Source organism: Achromobacter sp. 18P8.1.1 (assembly GCF_057799415.1).
In genome coordinates this window covers 26,812-47,129 of the sequence record NZ_JBYOKH010000054.1, presented here as the reverse complement: position 1 = coordinate 47,129, position 20,318 = coordinate 26,812, and the positions used below count along the sequence as shown (strand labels likewise).

Annotated in this window: 23 protein-coding genes and 1 tRNA gene; 11 read left to right on the top strand and 13 right to left on the bottom strand. The window is 65.6% G+C overall.

Features of this window, described 5'->3' with window-relative positions:
• Both AC27VE_RS25860 and AC27VE_RS25855 read right to left on the bottom strand, forming a co-directional pair.
• The coding region (locus AC27VE_RS25860; protein ID WP_488705372.1) for a hypothetical protein at window positions 1-699 on the bottom strand (699 nt) is incomplete at its 3' end.
• Window positions 700-871: 172 nt separating this feature from the next.
• Complete coding sequence (locus AC27VE_RS25855) at window positions 872-1,333, bottom strand: hypothetical protein (RefSeq protein ID WP_088588816.1); 462 nt, start codon at window positions 1,331-1,333, stop codon at window positions 872-874.
• 175 nt (window positions 1,334-1,508) lie between these two features.
• On the opposite strand from AC27VE_RS25855, the gene AC27VE_RS25850 reads away from it, so the two are divergent.
• The 5 genes from AC27VE_RS25850 to AC27VE_RS25830 all read left to right on the top strand — a co-directional run bounded on the left by AC27VE_RS25850 (window position 1,509) and on the right by AC27VE_RS25830 (window position 5,447).
• Window positions 1,509-2,087, top strand: a complete 579-nt coding sequence (locus tag AC27VE_RS25850) for a hypothetical protein (RefSeq protein WP_427960622.1) — start codon at window positions 1,509-1,511, stop codon at window positions 2,085-2,087.
• Window positions 2,088-2,198: 111 nt separating this feature from the next.
• A complete protein-coding gene (locus AC27VE_RS25845) occupies window positions 2,199-2,864 on the top strand; it encodes an RNA polymerase sigma factor (protein ID WP_488705371.1) in 666 nt (221 codons plus the stop codon).
• A gap of 2 nt (window positions 2,865-2,866) precedes the next feature.
• Window positions 2,867-3,487 (top strand): hypothetical protein, encoded by a 621-nt coding sequence (locus AC27VE_RS25840; protein WP_488705370.1) that lies wholly within the window; start codon window positions 2,867-2,869, stop codon window positions 3,485-3,487.
• A gap of 8 nt (window positions 3,488-3,495) precedes the next feature.
• A complete protein-coding gene (locus tag AC27VE_RS25835; protein WP_488705369.1) occupies window positions 3,496-4,995 on the top strand; it encodes a caspase family protein in 1,500 nt (499 codons plus the stop codon).
• 62 nt (window positions 4,996-5,057) lie between these two features.
• On the top strand, window positions 5,058-5,447 hold the full coding sequence (locus tag AC27VE_RS25830; RefSeq protein ID WP_488705368.1) for a SecDF P1 head subdomain-containing protein: 390 nt from the start codon (window positions 5,058-5,060) through the stop codon (window positions 5,445-5,447).
• Window positions 5,448-5,465: 18 nt separating this feature from the next.
• Here the strand turns inward: AC27VE_RS25830 and AC27VE_RS25825 are convergent, their stop codons facing one another.
• From AC27VE_RS25825 to AC27VE_RS25805, 5 genes are read right to left on the bottom strand one after another with little or no spacing between them, the layout of a single operon-like run.
• Window positions 5,466-6,671, bottom strand: coding sequence for an acetyl-CoA C-acyltransferase (locus tag AC27VE_RS25825; protein ID WP_088588810.1), 1,206 nt, complete (start codon window positions 6,669-6,671; stop codon window positions 5,466-5,468).
• A 16-nt stretch (window positions 6,672-6,687) separates the two neighbouring features.
• Window positions 6,688-8,265: an aldehyde dehydrogenase family protein gene (locus AC27VE_RS25820; protein WP_488705367.1), complete on the bottom strand. Its 1,578-nt coding sequence runs from the start codon at window positions 8,263-8,265 to the stop codon at window positions 6,688-6,690.
• 20 nt (window positions 8,266-8,285) lie between these two features.
• Window positions 8,286-8,771: an acyl-CoA thioesterase gene (locus tag AC27VE_RS25815; protein ID WP_006225911.1), complete on the bottom strand. Its 486-nt coding sequence runs from the start codon at window positions 8,769-8,771 to the stop codon at window positions 8,286-8,288.
• Window positions 8,768-9,643: an SDR family NAD(P)-dependent oxidoreductase gene (locus AC27VE_RS25810; RefSeq protein ID WP_006225910.1), complete on the bottom strand. Its 876-nt coding sequence runs from the start codon at window positions 9,641-9,643 to the stop codon at window positions 8,768-8,770. Before AC27VE_RS25810 ends, AC27VE_RS25815 begins: the two co-directional genes overlap by 4 nt.
• 5 nt (window positions 9,644-9,648) lie before the next feature.
• Window positions 9,649-10,128 (bottom strand): MaoC family dehydratase, encoded by a 480-nt coding sequence (locus AC27VE_RS25805; protein ID WP_035213629.1) that lies wholly within the window; start codon window positions 10,126-10,128, stop codon window positions 9,649-9,651.
• Between the two features lie 219 nt (window positions 10,129-10,347).
• Between AC27VE_RS25805 and AC27VE_RS25800 the strand changes: the two genes are divergently transcribed.
• Window positions 10,348-10,989, top strand: coding sequence for a TetR/AcrR family transcriptional regulator (locus AC27VE_RS25800; protein ID WP_315139978.1), 642 nt, complete (start codon window positions 10,348-10,350; stop codon window positions 10,987-10,989).
• A gap of 45 nt (window positions 10,990-11,034) precedes the next feature.
• On the opposite strand, the gene AC27VE_RS25795 is transcribed toward AC27VE_RS25800, so the two are convergent.
• Window positions 11,035-12,657 (bottom strand): AMP-binding protein, encoded by a 1,623-nt coding sequence (locus AC27VE_RS25795; RefSeq protein ID WP_488705366.1) that lies wholly within the window; start codon window positions 12,655-12,657, stop codon window positions 11,035-11,037.
• 172 nt (window positions 12,658-12,829) lie between these two features.
• On the opposite strand from AC27VE_RS25795, the gene AC27VE_RS25790 reads away from it, so the two are divergent.
• Together AC27VE_RS25790 and AC27VE_RS25785 are read left to right on the top strand one after the other, a co-directional pair.
• Complete coding sequence (locus AC27VE_RS25790) at window positions 12,830-13,561, top strand: enoyl-CoA hydratase/isomerase family protein (RefSeq protein ID WP_488705365.1); 732 nt, start codon at window positions 12,830-12,832, stop codon at window positions 13,559-13,561.
• Window positions 13,562-13,612: 51 nt separating this feature from the next.
• A complete protein-coding gene (locus AC27VE_RS25785) occupies window positions 13,613-14,821 on the top strand; it encodes an ABC transporter substrate-binding protein (protein ID WP_488705364.1) in 1,209 nt (402 codons plus the stop codon).
• 16 nt (window positions 14,822-14,837) lie between these two features.
• On the opposite strand, the gene AC27VE_RS25780 is transcribed toward AC27VE_RS25785, so the two are convergent.
• From AC27VE_RS25780 to AC27VE_RS25770, 3 genes are all read right to left on the bottom strand, one after another.
• Complete coding sequence (locus AC27VE_RS25780; RefSeq protein ID WP_488705363.1) at window positions 14,838-15,389, bottom strand: lysozyme inhibitor LprI family protein; 552 nt, start codon at window positions 15,387-15,389, stop codon at window positions 14,838-14,840.
• 161 nt (window positions 15,390-15,550) lie between these two features.
• The gene (locus AC27VE_RS25775) at window positions 15,551-16,597 is read right to left on the bottom strand and encodes a hypothetical protein (protein ID WP_088588802.1); all 1,047 of its coding nucleotides are present in this window, start codon (window positions 16,595-16,597) and stop codon (window positions 15,551-15,553) included.
• 338 nt (window positions 16,598-16,935) lie between these two features.
• On the bottom strand, window positions 16,936-17,373 hold the full coding sequence (locus AC27VE_RS25770) for a DUF1801 domain-containing protein (RefSeq protein ID WP_035214118.1): 438 nt from the start codon (window positions 17,371-17,373) through the stop codon (window positions 16,936-16,938).
• Between the two features lie 170 nt (window positions 17,374-17,543).
• On the opposite strand from AC27VE_RS25770, the gene vapB reads away from it, so the two are divergent.
• The 3 genes from vapB (at window position 17,544) to AC27VE_RS25755 (ending at window position 18,873) form a co-directional block, all read left to right on the top strand.
• Window positions 17,544-17,774: a type II toxin-antitoxin system VapB family antitoxin gene (gene vapB, locus AC27VE_RS25765; protein WP_006227461.1), complete on the top strand. Its 231-nt coding sequence runs from the start codon at window positions 17,544-17,546 to the stop codon at window positions 17,772-17,774.
• On the top strand, window positions 17,774-18,175 hold the full coding sequence (gene vapC / locus AC27VE_RS25760) for a type II toxin-antitoxin system tRNA(fMet)-specific endonuclease VapC (protein ID WP_488705362.1): 402 nt from the start codon (window positions 17,774-17,776) through the stop codon (window positions 18,173-18,175). Before vapB ends, vapC begins: the two co-directional genes overlap by 1 nt.
• A gap of 197 nt (window positions 18,176-18,372) precedes the next feature.
• Window positions 18,373-18,873: an ankyrin repeat domain-containing protein gene (locus AC27VE_RS25755; protein WP_488705361.1), complete on the top strand. Its 501-nt coding sequence runs from the start codon at window positions 18,373-18,375 to the stop codon at window positions 18,871-18,873.
• A 208-nt stretch (window positions 18,874-19,081) separates the two neighbouring features.
• On the opposite strand, the gene AC27VE_RS25750 is transcribed toward AC27VE_RS25755, so the two are convergent.
• Window positions 19,082-19,158 (bottom strand) — tRNA-Pro (locus AC27VE_RS25750).
• Window positions 19,159-19,344: 186 nt separating this feature from the next.
• Window positions 19,345-20,310, bottom strand: a complete 966-nt coding sequence (gene ispB, locus AC27VE_RS25745; RefSeq protein WP_088588744.1) for an octaprenyl diphosphate synthase — start codon at window positions 20,308-20,310, stop codon at window positions 19,345-19,347.
• Window positions 20,311-20,318 lie beyond the last annotated feature (8 nt).

Genomic DNA, 20,318 nt, shown 5'->3' with positions numbered 1-20,318 from the left:
CGGGTTGTCGGCGGGCGCCGTCCTGGCGGGCGCGTCCGGCATGGCGGGCCGTCCGGGCTTGGGCGTTTTGCCCGGCTTGCCGGATTTGCCGGTCTTTGCAGCCGGGGCCGCAGGCGGCGGGTAGACGCCGTACAGGCGCAGCGAGTCCAGGTACCCCGGCGGGTATAACGATTCGTCAGCAAAGGGCTTGGCGCGCGGATTCAGGCCGGCCACCGCCTTGACGTCACCCCGGCGCATGCGGCCGTCCTGCGTGTAGACGAACCGCTCAATGTTGGATCCCTTCGGAAAATCGAAGGTCATGGCGCTGCGGTCGTCCTGCACCAGCACCGCCGGCCGGTCGCGGCAATTGCCCAGGTCCCACGACAACACGTCCGACCCCTCGATCGCCAGCACCGTGTAGCGGTAGTCGCAATTGCGCCGTTGCGTCTCGATGACGACCACGGTGCGCGGGCCCACGTTCTCGGTGCGCGCGACGCGGGCCGAGTCCACGTTGTTCAAGGGCACCACGCGCTGGTTGCCCGACAGCTTGACCGAGAAGTTCTTGCCCTCGCGGCGCAGCGTGCCCTGCCCGCCATCCTGCAACGGGAACTGGCCGATTTCGGTACCGAAGAGGGCGGCGGTGTCGACGCCATAGACCAGCCCGCCACGGGAATTGGTCTTGACCGCGCATGCGCTCAACCCTCCCAGCAACAACAGCATGGTCACAAGGCGAAAGATCAGGGAACGGAGTAAGAGCGGGCGCATCGACATCATGATGGTGGCCGGAAATCGCGCAGCGGCAAGGCGCAATTTCCGTCAAAGCCCTGCAATGTATCTCAAAGTTACAGCGCAGGGCCAGGGTTGTTTCAATTCCGCGCGGCCGGCGCGCTTCTCAACCCGCAGCGGCCTGCTTGAGTTCCAGCGCGTCTTTCACCAGTTCGCCAGCGCAGTGGCGGATGGCCGACACGCAACGCGTCACGATGGCGCGCAAGAGCACTTCGGCGGGCAGCGTATCGGACGGGGCGACAAAGCTCTCTACGGATGCCGACACGCGTCCAGGCTTCGGACCGCGGTCTTGCTGCAGGCTCAGCTTGACCGCCTTGCAGCGGTTGTTCACCGCATTGACCACTTCCAGCAGTTGCGCACGGGTCAGGCCCAGTTCATCCGCGTCCACGAAGCTCGGGTAGACCAGGCGCAGGAATTCCGGATCCGACTCGCTCAGGCTGAAGAACATGGTGCCCAGGTCGGGGTAGCGAAACAGCACGTCGCCATCTTCATCAATACGGGCGACCAGGCCCAGTTCTTCTTGCACTACGGTCTGGTACAGGGCGGTCAGCGGGGTGGGGTTGGACATATTTCGACTCTCCGTGTGGATGGATGGCGACGGGAAAATCCGCGCCCTTGTCCCCTGCTACGCACCAAGCCGGGAAAGGTTCGAAAAATTTCTTCGAAAAATAAATCGAACCTTTTCGTGCGCCGCGCATAGCAACAGATACAGGCATCCCCGCCCGAACCAAAAAGGAAAGACCATGCAAGGCAAAGAGGCACGCGACGTATTGAACCAGGCCAAGACCCACGGCGCCCGCTGGGCGTCCACCGCCGCCCAGCGCGTCAATCGGGGCGACGCTGCAGGCGCGCTGCTGTTCCTGCTGGCCACCACGGTGTTTTCGGTGATCACGGTGCGCATCATGGGCTCGAACGCCAGCCTCAGCTTCTATGACATGCTGCGCATGCAGAACGGCGGCAATATCCAGGGCGCGCACGGCACGGGCGCCGGCATCTACGCACTGTTGTGGCTGCTGGCGGTCGTCGGCCCGTTGCTGCCGTCCCTGCTGCCACACCGCGCCGCCCGGTTCGGCTATTTCGTGCCGCTGGCCTTGTGGCTGATCGTATTGGCCGGCGTGGTCTCGCAAGTGCGCGAAATCATGGACGCCACCCGCCAGTTCGCCGGCTTCATGGGCAACTCCCGCGCCAGCCGCAACATGGCCGGCGACATGGCGTCGTCGCTGTGGAGCAGCCTGAGCTTCGGTTTCGGCTTTTACCTGTCGTTGGCCATCGTCGTGGCCTTCACCGTCCGCGGCATTGCCGTGCTGCGCCGCCGCGCTTGATTTTCCGCCCCTGCGCGGCTAAGGTGCCGCAGCCCTCGCCCCGGAGGGCTGCGGCATTTTCCGCCGATGGGCTGACGTTCCGCGTCCAGTTCGACACCAAGAATCTGAACCATGAACACGCTCGACCCCAAGCGCTACGTCATCAACAACGTCGACGCGCTGCTGCGCATCATGCATGCCGATCCCCGCTATGCGCTGGAATTTCGCAACAAGGCCGAGCAGCACATCACGTTGAAGCTGCGCAAGAAATTCTTCAACACCTCGCCCGAAGGCGTGGTAGACGCCTTCAATAACGCGCTCATGAAGTTCCTGCAAACGCGCACGTTCAAGGACGAAGGCTTCCAGCACGGCCAGCCGGCCGGCGGGTGGGCCGCGCACGAACTCGCGGTCAGCAAGCTGGGCGGCTACCTGTATCGGGGCTCGCTGCACGAACTGATCCAGATGCATCGGCGCACGCGGCTTGAAGTGCAGTGGACCGGGCCGGAAGGCGACGGCGGACAGGACGACAACGTCTTCGACGACGCCGAAGACGTGGGCGACCCCTCCCCCTTCGCCGACCCCGCACACGCGTACGAGCACCTGTCGCTCGTCAAGCGGATGCGCGATTGCCTGAACAAACTCAGCGACACCCTGCGCGCCACGATGTTCCTGTATCTGGACGAGATACCCATGGAGCAAATCGCCAAGCAACAGGACCTGCACGTGCCTACCGTCAAAAGCCGCCTGCACGCCGCACGCAAGCTCGTGGCCGAATGCACGCGCAAAGGAATGGACTGATCATGTCTGAAGACCGAGTGCTGTCCTATTTGTCGGGCGAGCTCGACGGCGACGCCCGCCGCGCCTTCGAAACCGACATGGCGCGCGACCCCGCACTGCAAGCCGAGGTCGACGAATGGCGCAACCTGGCCCAGGCGCGCCAACTGGCCCATAACGACATCGGCCGGGCCGACCGCGATTCCGCGTTCCTGCGCGCGCTGGCCGAACGCCCGCCCCCCGCGCAGCCCTTGCCGTCCCGCGCCCGCCGGCTGTGGCAATGGCTATGGCCCACGCCCGCCAGTCCGCTGATGCCGCTGGGCTGGGCGTTGGCGATCATGCTGTCGGTCATGGTGGTGCAGCAAGCGCCGCTGGGTGTGTCGCCGGATTTGCCCGCGTCCGACGGCGTGCTGACGCGCGGCGGCGGTTCCTGCCCGCGCCTGGTGGTGGACCTGCCCGACGCGCTCACCGCCAAACAGCTGCGCAACACCTTGTCCCAGTACGACGTGTCGATTGTGGACGGCCCCGACGCCGACGGCCGATACGTGCTGAGCGCCGCGCGCGAATCCTCGTTGCAAGACGCCGCCCACGCGCTGGGCGTGCTGTCCGCTACCCCCGGCCCGGCCGGCGTTTGCCCCCGTCAATGAGGCCAGGCATGAAGACGAATCCGTTTCCGGTTGCAATGTCCGAGGCGATGCCCTTGACCCGCCGGCGGCTGCTTGCCGCCATGTTGGGCGCGGGTCTGTTGCCGCTCCACGCGGGCGTGATGGCCAACCCGGCCACGGCGCCATCGCCCCCCGCAGCGCCGTCGGCGACGTCCGTTCCATCGGCTCCGCCCGCGCCCACCGCTGCCAAGCGTCGCTACGCGCTGGTCATCGGCAACGCCCGCTACGCGGTGCCCGCCAACGCGCTGGTCAACCCGGTCAACGACGCTCGCCTGATCGCCGAGTCGCTGCGCAAGCGGCAGTTCGACGTCACGCTGCTTACCGACCTGACCACCGCCCAAATGGAAACCGCCGTCGACGAGTTCGCCACACGCGCGAAAGACGCTGATCTGGCGCTGGTGTACTTTGCCGGCCATGCGGTGGCCGTGGACGATGTGAACTATCTGTTTGGCGTGGACCTGGCGTTGCCCCTGGGCGAAGTCCGCATCCGCACCGCACAGCAAAGCTCGCTGAGCATCAAGCGGGTGTCGCAGGCGCTGCGCCGGTCCGGCGTGCGCGCCAGGCTGATGGTGCTGGACGCGTGCCGCACGAATCTCACGCGCGGCGCCCCCTCGGCGGGCCTGGTTCACACCGTGCCGGCGGGCGGCGAACTGATCGCGTTTTCGACGCAGCCTGGCGCCACGGCCGAAGACGGCTTTGGCAACGAAGGGCCGCGCCATAGCCCGTACGCGTATTACTTCGCGCAAGGCCTGGACTCCCTGCCCGCGTCCGCCCCGGTCGAGAATTTCTTCAAGCAGCTGACGGGCGATGTGCAAGTCGCCACCGCCTACCGGCAGATTCCGCACTACGCCAGCAGCCTGGTCGGCACGGTCACCTTCACCACACTGGCCGACGGCCAGACGCCCGCCGTGCCGGGTGGCAGGCCCGGGCAAGCCGGCCGCGGTCCCTCGCCCACGCTGGGCCGCGACTTGATCAAGGCGCGCATGAGCGCGTGGGAATTTGAAATTGAACGGGGCGCGAAGTACTTGGACGAGCCCAGGCTGGCCTCGCTGCAAGCGCGCGCCAAAGCGGGTGACGTGGTCGCCATGACCACCTTGGGCCTCATCGCCGAAAACGGCGAACACGTGGAGCAGGACTACAAGGTGGCGGCCCGGTGGTATCAACGCGCTGCCGACCAGGGCTTCGCCCCCGCGCAAACGTACCTGGGCGAACTGACCGGCATGGGCCGGGGCGTGCCCAAGAACTACAACGTGGCTGAACGTCTGTTCCGCGAGGCCGCGGAAGCCGGCCACCGCCGCGCCGCGCTCGACCTGCTGGATGTTCGCGCGCGTATGGGTGAACCGATGGACCCGCGCGAATGGATGACCGTGCTGCAAGACGCCGCGCTCAACCCCCTGGGCATGCCCGCGCCGGGCATGCCGCAGATACAGGGGTTGCCCGATATGCCATGGATGCGCGCGCCGCTCATGCGTGCGCCCGGCCGGCCCTGACCTCGTCGGCGCGGCGCACTTCGGCTAGGATGGAGCTATTGTCCCCGCCAAAGGAAACTGCCATGCCCTTGATGAAGCATCTGGCCTGCGCCGCCGCCCTGGCCTTGTCGCTGCCCTTGGCCGCGCACGCCGAAACCGTCACGCTGCAAGCCGCCAGCGCCACGCCCAGCACCGACCCGCACACCGGCGCCCGCGTCGTTGACGTGGCATTGAAACCCGATAGCCAAAAGGCCCTGGCCGACTTCACCCGCAACCGCGTGGGAAAACGCATTCAACTGCGGTCAAACGGCGTACTGCTCACGTCCGCCACCTTGCAAAGCCCGCTGGAAGGCGACAGCTTCCGCATCACGGCGGGCGAACACGGCTTTGCCGGCAAGAGCGCCGAAGAGATCGCGCAAGGCATCATGAAAGACGGCGGGCTGACCGTGGACGACGAGAACGTCGCAAAATGACGCCCTTCGGCCATCCCCTTATGGGGTGATTTCGAACAGGCCGGCGGCGCCCATGCCGCCGCCCACGCACATCGTCACCACCGCATAGCGCACGCCCCGCCGGCGGCCTTCGATCAGCGCGTGCCCTGCCATGCGCGCGCCCGACATCCCGTAAGGATGGCCGATGGAAATGGCGCCGCCGTTGACGTTCAGGCGCTCGTCCGGAATGCCGAGTTGATCGCGGCAATACAGCACCTGGCAGGCAAAGGCCTCGTTCAGTTCCCACAGGCCGATATCGTCGACCTTCAAGCCGTGCCGCGCCAACAGGCGCGGCACGGCATGCACCGGCCCGATGCCCATTTCTTCGGGGCCGCAGCCGGCGACCGCCATGCCGCGGTACGTGCCCAGCGGCTTCAGGCCCCGCCGGCGCGCCTCGGCAGCTTCCATGACCACGCAGGCCGATGCACCGTCCGAGAGCTGCGACGAATTGCCGGCGGTGATGTGCTGGCCGACCTCCAACCGCTGGCCGTTCTTGAAGACGGGCTGCAGCTTCGCCAGGCTGTCCAGCGAGGTATCCGGGCGATTGCCTTCGTCGCGCGCCAACGTCACCGACTGGGCCGACGTCTGACCTGTTGCGCGGTCCGTCACCAGCATGACGGCGGCAAGCGGCACGATCTCGTCGTCGAAGCGCCCGGCGGCCTGCGCGGCGGCCGTACGTTGCTGCGAGCGCAACGCATACGCGTCCTGCGCGGCGCGGGGAATGCCATAGCGGCTGGCCACGATCTCGGCCGTTTCCAGCATGCTCATGAAGATTTCGGGTTGCTCGCGCATCAGCGCCTCATCGAACCAGCGGTGGCGGTTCATCGTGTCGTTCTGCACCAGCGAGATCGACTCCAGGCCTCCGGCCACGACGATATCCATGCCTTCCTGCGTCACTTGCCGCGCGGCCGTGGCAATCGCCATCAGCCCTGACGCGCATTGCCGATCCAGCGTCATCGCGGCCACCTGCGCGGGCAGGCCCGCGCGCAGTGCCGCCTGGCGCGCCACGTTCATATGCGTCGTTCCTTGCTGCAAGGCGGCGCCCAGGATCACGTCCTCGACCTCGCCCGGCGCCACCCCCGCGCGCGCCACGGCGTGCGAGATCGCGTGGCCGCCCAATGTGGGCGCGGTCGTGTCGTTGAACGCGCCGCGATAGGCCCGGCCGATGGGCGTGCGGGCGGTTGAAACGATGACGGCTTCTCTCATGATGGTTTCCTGTGTCTTAGCGATGCCAGACGGTGTGACTTTGTTCGCGTGCGAATTGGGCGACGTAGTACGGCCCCAGGCCGCCCTTGCCGGTCATGCCTGAACCCTTCCAGCCGCAGAACGTCTGGATGCCCGGCCAGGCGCCCGTGGTCGCTCCGCTGGCCCGGTTCACATACAAGGCACCCGCCTGGGCCCGGTTCAGGAACCGGTCGATCTCATCCTGCTCTTGCGCATAGCAGCCGGCAGTCAGGCCGTAGTCCACCGCATTGCCGTCGTCGAGCGCTACGTCGAAATCGGTGAACGGCAGCACCGAGACGAAGGGCAGGAAGAGTTCCTTGCGGTTCAGCCGGTGGTCGGCCGGCAAGCCGGCCGCGACAGCGGGCCGCACATAATGGCCATAGGCCAGTTCGCCCGCGCTAAGGCGGCGTCCGCCCGCCAATAGCCGGCCGGCCGCCCTGACGTCTTCGCAGGCCGTGCGGTAGCGCCGCCATGCTGCTTCGTCGATCACGGGCCCCATGAAGACGCCACGCTCGCGCGGGTCGCCCACGGACACGTCCTCCGTGGCGGCGCAAAGCCGGTCCAGGAAGGCGTCGTGGATGCTGGCGTCCGCATAGACCTTGGACCCCGCCGAACACTTTTGCCCTTGCAACCCGAAGGCAGAACGCACCACGCCTTGCACGGCCGTATCCAGATCGGCGCTGGCGGTGACGTAGGTCGGGTTCTTCCCGCCCATCTCTGCGATGACGGGCCGCGCATGGCGGCCCGCCGCCACCGCCTGCAGCAAATCCATGCCCACTTCAAGGCTGCCCGTGAACGCATAGCCATCGACGCCCGCGTGATGCGCCAGCACCGCGCCCGTCTGCGCCCCGCCGAATACGCCATTCACGCAGCCCGACGGCACGCCGGCACCGTCGCAGGCGCTCAACAGCAACGCGCCGGTCAGCGCGGCGCGGGGCGACGGCTTGTAGACCACGGCATTCCCTGCCAGCAGTGCCGCGCACACCATGTTCACGGACAACGCCAGCGGGAAGTTGAAGGGCGCGATCACCGCGAACACGCCATAGGGGCGCAACACGTCGTGCGTGCTTTCATTGTCGAAGGCGCGCGCCAGTGGCTGCCGGTAGCCGTCGCTGCGTTCGGCCTGATCGCAGTAATAGCGGATCAGGTCGACGGCTTCCTCAGCTTCGCCCAGCGCTTCCAGCCGCGACTTGCCGATTTCGATCATCGTCGCCATGGCGAAGTCGTACTTGCGTTCAGACAGCACCATCGCCAACCGGCGCAGCACGGCGATGCGCGCCGCCCACCCCTGCGCGGCCCAGGCTGGTTGGGCGCGGCGCGCGCTGGCAATCGCCTGATCGACCGTGTCGGCGCCCGCACTGGGAAAACGCCCGATCAGCAACCAGTGGTCGATCGGCGAATACGATTCCTGCAAGGGCTCGCCCGCCACCGCGCGTCCATCGAAGCGATGCCGGTAATCCAACCCCAGCATGCGCGACTCGAAGTCGGGCAGCCGCTTGTCCAGCAGGTCATGCACGGCGGAGAAGTCCGTGTGGATGTTCGAGTACGTGACGCGGGGCAGGGTGTGGTCGATCACGATCGCTCCTGGGCGGCCGTTCAGGCCGGCGCCGACGCGCGCAACAACGGCTCCAGCGCGCGCCGCAAGACGGGCGGCAATTCAACAGGCTGGTTGCTGGCGCGGTCGACATACGCGTGGGTGTAGCTGCCCTGTGCGGCCGCAGTCTCGTCTTCGCCGCGGAACAGAGCGAACTCATAGGTCACGCTGGTGCGGCCCAGGCGGCCCACGCGCAACCCCAATACGACGCGGTCGGGAAACGACACGGGACGGAAGTACGAGGTCTGGCTATGCACCACCAGGCCGATCACGTCGCTTTTGTTCAGGTCCAGCACGCCCAGTTCAACCAGCGTCTGGTTGACCGCCGTATCGAAGTATTCGTTGTAGACCACGTTGTTCATATGGCCATAGACGTCGATGTCGCGTAAACGCGTGGTCATCGGCAGCAGGCGCGGATAGTCGCTTCGGGCGTGCGGCGCCGCGCGGGGCGGCTGCGGGGGGGATTGCGACGGGGCATGGGCGTTCATGCCGCCTCCTGCGCACGCTTCAAAATTCGGGCGACGTGCGCCAGACCCTCGGGCGGCTCGATCATGCGGGCCAGGCTGGCGATCTCGTCGAAATGCGCGGCAATGCTTTCGGGCGTGCGTTCGTCTTCGGGAAAATAGACGCCTTCGCTTTCCACGATGGCAAGGCGCGCATAGGTCCCCGCGCCCGCCAGCAGCGCCGTGCGGCTGGGCGCGGCCTCGGCCACCAGGAACAGGGCGGCGGGCGTCACATAGGCCGGGTCCAGCGCCCGCAGCGCGTCCGCATCGAACATCTCGGCCGTCATGCGCGTGGCGGCGGTGGGCACCAGCGCATTGACGTGAATGCCATGCTTCTGGCCTTCCAGGTGCAGCACGTTCATCAGGCCGACCACACCCGCTTTCGCGGCGCCGTAGTTGGACTGGCCGAAATTGCCGTACATGCCCGACGTGGACGTGGTCATCAGGATACGGCCGTAGCGCTGCTCGCGCATGATCGGCCACACGGCACGCGCGCAGTTGGCCGAGCCCAGCAGATGCACGTCGATCACTGCGTTGAAATCGTCGGCGCTCATCTTGGCGAAGGTCTTGTCGCGCAGGATGCCGGCATTGTTGATCAGGATATCGACGCGGCCCCAGGCATCCATCGCCCGCGCCACCATGGCGTCCACGGCAGCGCTATCGCAAACGTTGCCGCCATCGGCGATGGCCTGGCCGCCCGCGGCCAGGATCTCGTCGGCCACGGCCTGCGCCGCGCCCCCGAAGTCGTTGACCACCACGCGGCAGCCGCGCGCGGCCAACTGCAGCGCATGGCTGCGGCCCAGCCCCTGGCCGGCGCCGGTCACGATGGCGACGCGTTCATCGAAGCGAATGCTCATGAGGTTCATCCTTGAAGAATGGTCATGGTGATCCAGTCGGCCACCAGCGCGGGACGCGCGGCGCCCTCGATCTCGACGGTGACGGCATACCGGGTGGTGAACTCACGCGCGTTGCGCGGCGTGAACTCGCTCAGCACGAATCGGCCGCGCACCCGCGCGCCCACCGGCACCGGCGTCAGGAAACGGACCTTGTCGAAGCCGTAATTGATGCCGATGGCGCCCTCGAAGGTCGGCAACACCTTCTGGCTCAGCGCGGTCAGTAACGACAACGACAAAAAACCATGCGCGATCGGCCCGCCGAAGGCGCTTTCACGGGCGGCGCGTGCCGGATCCACATGGATGAACTGGTGGTCGCCCGTGGCGTCGGCGAACAGGTCCACCTGCGCCTGCGAAATGGTCACCCACTCCGACACGCCGATTTCCTGCGACACCTGGTCGGCCAGGGCTTGAGGGCTGGAAGGGGCTTGAACAAGGTCTGTGGTCATGGGCAGCAAAGGGATGGCGAGAAACGGGCGCGTCGCGGACCGCCACATGGGCGCACCGGGACGCGAAAACATACCGAGTAGTATAAACTTCGATTTTCTGATTTGTACAGCCGGTCGGACCGTCCCGCGAGTCCGTGCAAACCCGCCCGCCACGCGGTGTGGAGACAGGCAATTGGCTAAACTGGCGCTTTGCCGCAACGCATGGATGGAGAAAGGCGCATGAATGGGGAACCTACGGTGACGGCTGCACGCGATGACGGCATGGGCAATATCGAACTGCTGACCGCGGCGGCCGAGTGCTTCATGGAGCAAGGGTTCCACGCCTCCAGCATCGACGACGTCGCGCGCCGGCTGGGGGCCACCAAGGGCCGGGTCTATCACTACTACCGGTCCAAGACCGATCTGTTTTTCGACGTGCACCGCGAAGGCATGCGGCGCAATTTCGAAGCGGTGCGCCCGGTGATGAAGGAAAAAGGCACCGCCGCGCACCGGCTGGCGCTGATGCTCAAGCACCATGCGCTGTCGATGATGGAGAACCTGGCGTTCGAAACGGTCGTGGTGCAGGGCGTGCATATGCACCGCCTGGGCGCCACCACACCGGCCCAGCGCCAGACGCTGGCCGAACTCATGACCATCCGCGACGACTTCGAAGCGCTGTTCAAGCGTGTGGCCTACGAAGGCGTGGAAGACGGATCGCTGGCCATTGACGACGTCTCGGTCGCGGTCAAGGCGGCGCTGGGCGCCATCAATTGGCTGGCCGTCTGGTACCGGCCGCGCCTGGGCGAAACGCGCGACGACCGCGAAATCCTGGCCAACAAGGTCGTCCACACCATCATCGCCGGCCTGGGCGCCCGCACCTGAAGGCGGCGGCCTCCGCCCCATCTCGGGGCAGAGGCCGCCCCCCCTTCACGCCAGCCGTTCGCGGCGCAGTCGTATGCCCGCCGCCTCCCGGTCCCACGTACCGTCGGCCAGCCCCTCGCTGCGCAGCACGTGCTTTTGCAGCTTGCCGCTGGCGGTCTTCGGCAACTCCTCGACCACCCTTACATAGCGCGGCACCATGTAGTGCGGCACGCGCTCGGCCAGCCAGCCGATCAACGCGCCGGGCTCCACCTGCGCGCCCTCCACGGCCGTCACCACCGCCAGCACTTCGTCCTCCCCGTGCTCGCTGGGCACCGCCACGGCCACGGCCTCGCGCACGGCAGGATGCGCGCAGATCTCGCCCTCCAGCTCGAACGACGAGATGTTCTCGCCCCGCCGGCGGATCACGTCCTTCAAGCGGTCCACGAAGAAGAACGTGCCCGCTGCGTCGCGCCGGAACGCGTCGCCCGTATGGAACCAGCCATTGCGCATTGATGCGGCGGTGGCGTCGGGATTGCGGTAATAGCCGCTGAACAACGCCCAAGGCCGATGCGACCGGATCAACAGTTCGCCCACCTGGCCGTCCGGCACCGCGCGGTCCTGCGCGTCGCCCACGCGCAGCTCGAACCACGGCCGCGGCTTGCCGCAGCGGCCCGCTTCGGTCAGCCCAGGGCCGGCGCTCAAGGGGCTGGCGATTTCAGTCATGTTGTAGACCGTGTACAAGTCCACGCCGAAACGCGCCTGGAATGCCGGGGCGTCTTCCCCGAACGGCACGATGAACGCCTTCTTCAGGGTGTGCTCGCGGTCGCGCGGCGACGGCGGTTGCTTGAGCAGGAAGTTGGCCATGACGCCCAGCAACAGCACCACCGTGCTCTCGGTATCGCGGATCGCGTCCCAGAACTCGGCAGTACGGAACTCCGGCACCATGGCGATCGATCCGCCGTAGGCCAGCATCGCATACACGTACAGCGTGCTGCCGCAGTGGAAAATCGGGCCCGCGATCATGCAGCGATCATCCGGGGTGATGCAATCGAAGGCGTCCGGCCCCATGGTGTAGAGCTGCACGTAGGACGTGACAACACCCTTGGACAGACCCGTGGTCCCGGACGTGTACATGATGGACTGCATGTCCCAGGGTTCGATCGGCGCCTCGGTCGCCAGCAGATCCGCCGCGGGTTCCCCCGCCCCGTCCACCAGCGCCGCGAACGACACGCCGGGCGGCGCGGCGGGCGGCGCCTCGCCCTCGCCCGTCAGCAGCACGCGGGTCAGCGCGCCGGGCGACAGCGCCTGCAAGCGCTCGACCAGTGCCCGATGCGCCAGCATCAGCGAAGCCTGGGCGTTCTCCAGCACGTGCTCCAGGGGCCGGCCGCGCAGCGCCGTGTTCAGCGGCACGTACACCGCTCCCAGGTAATTGATGGCGAACCAACTGGCCAGCAGCTCCGGCCCGTTGCCCATCCAGCACAGCACCCGATCCCCCTGCTTGACGCCTTCGCGGCGCAGCGTGGCCGCGCGCTGGCGAACCTGGGCCAGCGTCTGCGCATAGGTCCACGTCGGGCCGCCATGAAAACGGACGAAGATTCTGTCCGGTATCTTTTTGGCCTGACTCTCCAACAAATAGCGCAGCACGCACGCTTGGCGTTCGGGAACGGCCGCCCGAGCCTCGTCGTTCATCAATCGTCTCCTCGTTTTGTTATTTCGCTTTATTTTTCATGACTTTTCCGCCGCCATCCAGGACTGGCGAATGCGGACTTACCCGCACACCCCCTGCCAGACAGCCGGCGAAGTCTTGCGACTTTCAACATACTTGGTAGTATATCCACGAACTAAACGCCAAGGACAGCGAATGAGCATGGTTTCAATCGAGCGCGACGAGGACGTGGCGGTGGTGCGCTACGACCGCGGCGGCAAGGCCAACGCCCTGAATCTGGCGGCGATCGACGCCTTGATCGACGCCGCCGGCGAACTGGCGCGCGACGACCGCATCCGCGCCGTCGTGCTGACCGGCACGCCCGCCGTCTTCAGCGCGGGCATCGACCTGAAAGACCCCGCACTCTGGAACCACGACGATCCCTTGATGACGCAGCGCGCGTTGGCGCGCGGCGAGGCGTTGTGCCGCACCTGGAGCGAGCTGCCTCAAGTGACCATCGCCGCCATCGAAGGCGCAGCGGTCGGCGGCGGCGCCGTGCTGGCGCTGGCTTGCGACTGGCGCGTGCTGGGTGCCGACGCGTTTCTACGCCTGCCGGAGGTGCGCCTGGGGCTGCCGCTGGCCTGGGGCGGGCTGCCCCGCCTGGCCAGCCTGGTCGGCCCGGCGCGCGCCAAGCGTGCGCTCTTCACCGACTTGCGGCTGGATGCCGGCACCGCCGAAGACTGGGGGCTGGCCGACCGCGTCACCCCCACCGGCGAAGTGCTGCGCACCGCCACGGACCTGGCGCGGGAAGCCGCCGCCTGCCCGCCGCTGGCGCTGCGGCTGACCAAACGCGCCATCGACGCCCAATTCGACGCCAACGCCTACGCCCACGCGCAGACCGATCAATTCCTGTTGTGCCATCTGCTGTCCCCCGCCACTGCCGTTTAGATCCGCCTTTTAGACCCGCCTCAGAGCGGGCACCCATCCTGGAGGAAAGACATGAAACCACTGCTTAGCGCCCTGCTCGTCGCCTGCGCCTTCGCGCTGCCGGCCGCGCATGCGCAGTCCGACAAGCCCATCCGCATCGGCGTCCTGACCGACCTGTCCGGCATGAACGCCGACCTCTCGGGCCAAGGCTCCGTCGAAGCCGCCCGCATGGCCGTCGAAGACTTCGGGTCCACCGTGCTGGACCGCAAGATCGAAGTCATCGCCAGCGATCACCAGAACAAGGCCGACATCGGGTCCGCCACCGCGCGCCGCTGGATCGACCAGGACAACGTGAAGGCCATCGTCGACGTGCCGACCTCCTCGGTCGCGCTGGCCGTACAGGAAATCACGCGCACGTCCAACATCGCGTTCCTGGCGTCGACCGCCGGCACCTCGGACCTGACGGGCAAAGCCTGCTCGGCCTCGACCGCCCAATGGACCTACGACACCTACGCGCTGGCCAACGGCACCGGCCGCGCACTGACGGAGTCCGGCATCAAGAAGTGGTACTTCCTGACGGCCGACTATGCATTCGGCCATGCCTTGCAGGCCGACACGGAAAACGCCGTCAAACAGGCCGGCGGCCAGACGCTGGGCGCGGTCAAGCATCCCCGCGCCTCAAACGACTTTTCCTCGTTCCTGCTGCAGGCCCAGGCTTCCAAGGCCGAGATCGTGGCGCTGGCCAATTCCTCCGGCGACACCACCATGGCCATCAAGCAGGCCAATGAATTCGGCCTGATCAAAGGCGGCCAGAAGCTGGCCGGCCTGCTCATGTTCATCACCGACGTCGACGGCGTGGGCCTGGAGCAGGCGCAGGGCCTGGTCCTGACCACCGGCTTTTACTGGGACATGGACGAGCGCACGCGCGACTGGACCAAGCGCTACGCGGAACGCATGAAGGGGCGCGTGCCCACGATGGCGCAGGCCGGCGTCTACTCTTCCGTGCTGACCTTCCTGAAAGGCGTGAAGGAAAGCAACTCACTGGAGGGCGACGCCGTCATGAAGCAAATCCGCGGCATGAAGATCGACGACATGTTCGCCCGCAACGCCTACCTGCGCGAAGACGGCCGGCTGGTGCACGACATGTACCTCGTCGAAGTGAAGAAGCCCTCGGAATCCAAAGCGCGCTGGGACTACTACAAGATCCTGCGCACCATCCCGGGCGAGAACGCGTTCCGCCCGCTGAACCAGGGCGGCTGCCCGCTGGTCGCGGCCAAGTAGGCGCCCCGGCCCGGGGTCAGCGGACCGCGAACCAGTCGCCGGACAGGCTGCCGTTCATGCCGCAAAAAGGCGGACCGAAGCCGTCGTCTTTGCCACCGGCCGGCGGCACTTCGCGAACCACCAGGACGGCGCCGCGGCGCGTCAGCGCGAGCACCCATGGCGCACCGTCCTGATAGGTGACGTTCAGGGTGTCACCCGAGACGACCGCGTTGCCGCTCAAATCGCAGACCCAACGGCCGTTGTAGGGTTGGGCCGAGTTGGCCGCCACGAACAGCTTGCCGTCGGCGGTCTGCGTGATCTCGATTTCACCTTCGATGTTTTTCCACTTGCCGACAAAGCCGGCAGGCGGCTGCGGGTTGATGGCCTTCAGGAACCGCAGGCGGTGATCCATGCTGGTGGCGATCTCTTTGAACGGCGTGCTGCCCGAAAAAGGTTCGGCATAGACCCTGTCGCGCACGCTCAGGAAATAACGCTGGTCGGCAGTCAGCGATTTGGCCGCATCGGCGTCAAGCTTGCCGCGCACCGCGTTGTATTGCTGCGCGATAGCCGCATCCTGGCCGCCCAGCACGGAATTTCCGCAAAGGGACTTTTCGACCGGCGTGGCCGCTTTGGCGCAGTTAAATGAAGGCGCAGCCGCCGCAGCGCTGCTTGCGAGGGCCAACGATGCTGCAAGGACCAGATGACGGATCACGGTGTGAAGTTCTCTAGATAATAAAGACGGTCGACAGCTTACTTCCCGCTGCCTATCGACAGCGGCACACCCCAGATCGGGTCTTCCATGCCCTGCTTGCCCAACGGCGTGATCTGCATGGGTTGCAAGGTGGACAGCAGTTGCCGGTGCGCATCGCTCAGGTCGCGCTGCGCGATGAGCTTCTGGGTGAAGTCCATGGGCGCCGGGCGCGTGTAGACGGTGAAGTCTTCGAGGGGGCACTCGATCTTCTTCGGATCGACCGCGCGGCAACCCGACTGCTTGTACTGGTAGCTGGGCGTCTTCATGTGCACGCGCTGACTCAGCACAAACTGGCCACCCTTGAGCGTGAAGCTGCCCAGCGCCAGCTTCGGCGCAAGGCGCGACGCCACCTTGATTGCGGGAATGTCTCGCGAATCCGTTTGCTCGTAATAGCCGGCGCGAGAGCCCTGCGTGGTCTCGGTGTATTGCTCTTCGCCCCAGCTGACGCAGGCGCCCGTGCCCCGATGCACCGCCGTACATACCGTGCGCGTCTTGAGCTGGGTGCCAGTGGTGCCTTCATGCCAGTTGGTCTCTTTGTAGTATTCGCGATAGAGCTCCGGCGACAGATACGCGGTGCCCTTGGCGCCACGGCCCGAGCCTGCCGGACCGCTGCGCGCGCCCACCTGGTCCAGCAAGGCATTCAGCTTGTAATCGTCGCCACCCGTCAGCAGATATTTGCCGGGAGGCAAGATATGCACCTCGAACGCCTTGAACAGATACGTAGCGTCCTTGTCGCGTTGCAGCGCATTGTTCTGGAACTTGCGGCCGAAGGTGATGTTCGGCATCTGCTCATGCGTGAAGATCACATTGCCGGTCCATTTCATCATGGACTCCGCGTCGTTCAGCGTGGCATGCGGCATCACGTCGGCCACCAGCACCACCGCCATGTTCGACTTCAGCGCCTTATCGATCAAGTCCAGCAGCTGCGCGTAGCGCGGATCATCCATGGTGCCCTCACCGTGCGAATCCGGCACGGTCACGCACCCCGACAAGGCGAGCGCAAGCATCAGGGTGGACAGGGCAACTCGCGGTCGCGGCAGCGTCATGGGATCGGTCCTTGGATGAGGCGGAGTCAGATGCGTGATCGCGCATCCTACTGATTTGGAATGACGCCGCAACCACCGGATCGCGCACAGAAACATGGCCCGGCCGGCCGTCACGCGCACCTTTAGACATGCCCCCGCTTGCCTGCGCGAAGGGACGCCCCGCTGGAATCAAGCCCTGGCGCGGGCTGCGCCCATGCCGGGGCCACGGACAGTGCCATGCGGGCGCTGACGACCCATCACGAAGGGCGTAATTTATTGTTGCGAGTGTTTCGTACGCGCCGGCGATAACGGTCCACGGAGGGCCCACTACGCACCCACACCGATCCTGCTTTGCCCTCTTACATCCGTTCGCCCGGCAACTGGCTGGCCTGCCTGACCCAATCGGTAAATTGAGCCTCGTCCAGCACATCGTCTTCACGGATATCCAGATACCGCGTGTCCTGGCTCTTGGAGGCTCCGGGCGGCACAGGCTGCAGCGACTGCCCGCGGAAGAAGGCGACTTTGACGTATTTGGTGAAGCAATGAAGGCTGAGAAACCAGCCCTCGCCCTTCAAACCGTAAAACGGCGAATTCCATTTGACGGCTTTATGCACGTCAGGAATGGCCTTCACGATCAGCGCATCAAGCCGACGGCCCAGATCGCGCTTCCAGCCCGGCATGGCCGCAATATAGGCTTGCACCGGACCATCGCCTTCGCCTTTCGGAATTTGCGGGTTGCCGCCAGACAGCAGGACGGGTTCAGCAGGCTGCGCGCTGGGACGCTTCGCGGCCTTGATGGACCTCGCGGGAGGGTTTTCTGCCACGGCATGGCTCCGGTCGCTGATAAGCGTCGAAAGTAAACCGAGGGCTGCTGAATGCCAAGTGGACCCTCTATCGGCTTCATTGCGTACAGGCGGTTGCCAACCTTACAATGTATATTCCAAGCGTATATCCCAAGGAGAATACCGTGGACCAAGGATCTGTTTTCAAGAGCAACCGCAGCCAGGCAGTGCGCCTGCCTAAGGCCGTCGCGTTGCCGCCTGACGTCACGCGGGTCGACATCATCGCAATCGGTCGCGCACGTCTGCTGGTGCCCTCCGGCGAAAGTTGGGACACATGGTTCGACGGCGAATCTGTGACCACCGACTATCTGGTCGACCGCGAGCAGCCTGGCGATCAGACACGCGAGGGCTTCTGATGCTGAAGTTCATGCTCGATACGAACATCTGCATTTTCACGATCAAGAGCAAGCCGGATGCGGTGCGGCAAGCCTTCAATCTGCGGCAAGGACAATTGTGCGTAAGCACGATCACCGCAATGGAGCTCATCTACGGTGCGGAGAAATCAGCCGCACCCGCGCGCAATCAAGCCGTCGTTGAGGGTTTCCTGGCTCGCCTTGAAGTCCTCGACTACGATCGCGCCGCTGCCGCCCACACCGGCCAGCTCCGGGCGGAACTGGCAAAAATTGGCACGCCCATCGTTCCTTACGACGCAATGATTGCGGCTCACGCCCGGTCTCAAGGCTTCGTCCTCGTGACGAACAATACCCGCGAGTTCGCCCGCGTACCCGGCCTTCGCCTGGAGGATTGGGCGGTCTGATTGCCGGGAAACCAGCGCCGCGACCGGCATACCGTCGATCCCGAACGACCAGAGGCCGACCGTCATCCCCGGATCGCTGGCCGCCAGCACTGACACGGGCCCGGCCGTCAACGCGTCGAATCAGGCCGACTTGCGCCACGGTCACACCGCACCGTGTAACGTTCGCGTACCTGCCTTCCCCGACACCCACCTACCTTATGACTCCAGACCAACAACTCCTGCACGCGGCAAGCAAGAACGACACCACGGCCATCGAACAGGCGCTTCTGCTGGGCGCGTCCGTGAACACCCTCAACGACTTCGGCGGCACCGCGCTGTTCTGCGCCGCCACAGATGGCGCGGCCGATGCCGTCCGCGTCCTGCTCGCCCACGGCGCCAACCTGTCCTGCCGCGCCGGCCACGGGCTGACCGCGCTACATCAAGCAGCAAGCTGGGACCGAGAAGCCGTGGTCGCCTTGCTGCTGGAGGCGGGCGCTGACGTAGACGCCGTCATGGATGACGGCGGCACGCCGTTGATGGCTGCCGCGGCGCGCGGCAATCTGAATATTGCGCGGCTGCTGCTCGCCCACGGTGCCCAAGCAGACGTACGCGACAACGAAGGCTGGAACGCCTGGGCCTGGGCTACCGAAAAAGGCGCCGACGAGCTGGCCGACCTTCTGGAAGAGGCAGGCGCGGAACCCGTGTTCCCAAGTGAGTAAGCGCCTGGATCGTTATGTGAAAGGCACGCACTTGCCGGATTACCGGACTGCTATGCTGATGGCTCAGGAAGCCGGTGTCGCGATCGATACGACGTTCATCCTGCTCGCGCAGGAAGAGAGCAAACGCAAAAAAGCCGGCCCGCTTGCGCGATACCGGCTTTTAGCTAAAAGTGTCGGGAAACACTTTCAAAAATTCGACCACATCAAGTGGTCGGGGCGAGAGGATTCGAACCTCCGACTCCTGCGTCCCGAACGCAGTACTCTACCAGGCTGAGCTACGCCCCGAGTCTTACTATTTAGGCATCTCTGCCTACTTGCTTGCTCGGCTACGCTCAGTGCAACCAAACATCTTGCTGTTTTTTCACTATCAACAGCGACCGCTATTAGAACCTAAATTCAGTTTTTTTGAAAATCGGGTTTAAATCGGGTTTTCAACCCTCGCTTTTCAATTCCCCGAATCAGGTTTCCGCGCTAGCGATCTCTATTCACCGCGAAAGCGCAGAATTCTAGCAGAGAATTCAAGAAAGGGGAAGCGGGGTAGGCGGACAGGGCTTCGCGGGCCCGATCGGCTTCAGCGACGGCGGCCAGACGCGCGTGTTCCAGCGCGTCGGTCGCCTGGATGGCGGCGGCCACGGCCGCGAAGTCGGCGTCGCCCGTCTTGATGGCGTCGCGGATCAGTTGCTGCTGCTCGGGCGTGCCCACCTCCATCACGCGGATCAGCGGCAGCGTCGGTTTGCCTTCGCGCAGGTCGTCGCCCACGTTCTTGCCCAGGGCGGCGGCGTCGCCGCTGTAATCCAGCACGTCGTCCACCAGCTGGAAGGCCGTGCCGACGTGACGGCCGTAGGCGGCCGCGGCGGCTTCCTGTTCGGGCGTCGCGCCCGCCAGGATGGCGCCGACTTGGGCGGCGGCTTCGAACAGCTTGGCGGTCTTGTAGCGCACCACTTGCAGGTAGCGCTCTTGCGAAACATCCGGGTCGTGCACATTCAAGAGCTGCAGCACCTCGCCCTCGGCGATCACCGTGGTGGCCTGCGACAGGATGCTCATGATGCGCATCGAGTCGGCCTCGACCATCATCTCGAACGAACGGGAATACAGGTAGTCGCCCACCAGAACGCTGGCGGCGTTGCCGAACACGGCGTTGGCGGTGTCCCGGCCGCGGCGCAGGTCGGATTCGTCGACCACATCGTCATGCAGCAAGGTGGCGGTGTGGATGAATTCCACGACGGCGGCCAGCAGTTGGTGGTGCGTCCCTTCGTACCCCAAGGCGCGCGCCACCATCAGCACCATGGCCGGGCGCATGCGCTTGCCGCCCGCGCCAATGATGTAGTCGCCAATCGTGCGGATCAGGACCACATCGGAATTCAGCCGCTCGCGGATGACCGCGTCGACAGCCTTCATATCGTCAGCAATGGGGGCAATAAGCGCGGGGAGATTCAAGACGTATC

What these genes read in the sequence shown, in the direction of transcription:
- AC27VE_RS25815 (WP_006225911.1), bottom strand. Translation starts at nt 8,771, where the DNA reads ATGAACGCCCATGCCCCGTCGCAATCCCCCCCGCAGCCGCCCCGCGCG.
- AC27VE_RS25775 (WP_088588802.1), bottom strand. Translation starts at nt 16,597, where the DNA reads ATGACGCTGCCGCGACCGCGAGTTGCCCTGTCCACCCTGATGCTTGCG.
- vapC (WP_488705362.1), top strand. Translation starts at nt 17,774, where the DNA reads ATGCTGAAGTTCATGCTCGATACGAACATCTGCATTTTCACGATCAAG.
- AC27VE_RS25825 (WP_088588810.1), bottom strand. Translation starts at nt 6,671, where the DNA reads ATGAGAGAAGCCGTCATCGTTTCAACCGCCCGCACGCCCATCGGCCGG.
- AC27VE_RS25785 (WP_488705364.1), top strand. Translation starts at nt 13,613, where the DNA reads ATGAAACCACTGCTTAGCGCCCTGCTCGTCGCCTGCGCCTTCGCGCTG.
- AC27VE_RS25755 (WP_488705361.1), top strand. Translation starts at nt 18,373, where the DNA reads ATGACTCCAGACCAACAACTCCTGCACGCGGCAAGCAAGAACGACACC.
- AC27VE_RS25835 (WP_488705369.1), top strand. Translation starts at nt 3,496, where the DNA reads ATGAAGACGAATCCGTTTCCGGTTGCAATGTCCGAGGCGATGCCCTTG.
- AC27VE_RS25850 (WP_427960622.1), top strand. Translation starts at nt 1,509, where the DNA reads ATGCAAGGCAAAGAGGCACGCGACGTATTGAACCAGGCCAAGACCCAC.
- AC27VE_RS25810 (WP_006225910.1), bottom strand. Translation starts at nt 9,643, where the DNA reads ATGAGCATTCGCTTCGATGAACGCGTCGCCATCGTGACCGGCGCCGGC.
- AC27VE_RS25800 (WP_315139978.1), top strand. Translation starts at nt 10,348, where the DNA reads ATGAATGGGGAACCTACGGTGACGGCTGCACGCGATGACGGCATGGGC.
- AC27VE_RS25845 (WP_488705371.1), top strand. Translation starts at nt 2,199, where the DNA reads ATGAACACGCTCGACCCCAAGCGCTACGTCATCAACAACGTCGACGCG.
- AC27VE_RS25840 (WP_488705370.1), top strand. Translation starts at nt 2,867, where the DNA reads ATGTCTGAAGACCGAGTGCTGTCCTATTTGTCGGGCGAGCTCGACGGC.
- AC27VE_RS25795 (WP_488705366.1), bottom strand. Translation starts at nt 12,657, where the DNA reads ATGAACGACGAGGCTCGGGCGGCCGTTCCCGAACGCCAAGCGTGCGTG.
- AC27VE_RS25855 (WP_088588816.1), bottom strand. Translation starts at nt 1,333, where the DNA reads ATGTCCAACCCCACCCCGCTGACCGCCCTGTACCAGACCGTAGTGCAA.
- AC27VE_RS25790 (WP_488705365.1), top strand. Translation starts at nt 12,830, where the DNA reads ATGAGCATGGTTTCAATCGAGCGCGACGAGGACGTGGCGGTGGTGCGC.
- AC27VE_RS25805 (WP_035213629.1), bottom strand. Translation starts at nt 10,128, where the DNA reads ATGACCACAGACCTTGTTCAAGCCCCTTCCAGCCCTCAAGCCCTGGCC.
- AC27VE_RS25830 (WP_488705368.1), top strand. Translation starts at nt 5,058, where the DNA reads ATGCCCTTGATGAAGCATCTGGCCTGCGCCGCCGCCCTGGCCTTGTCG.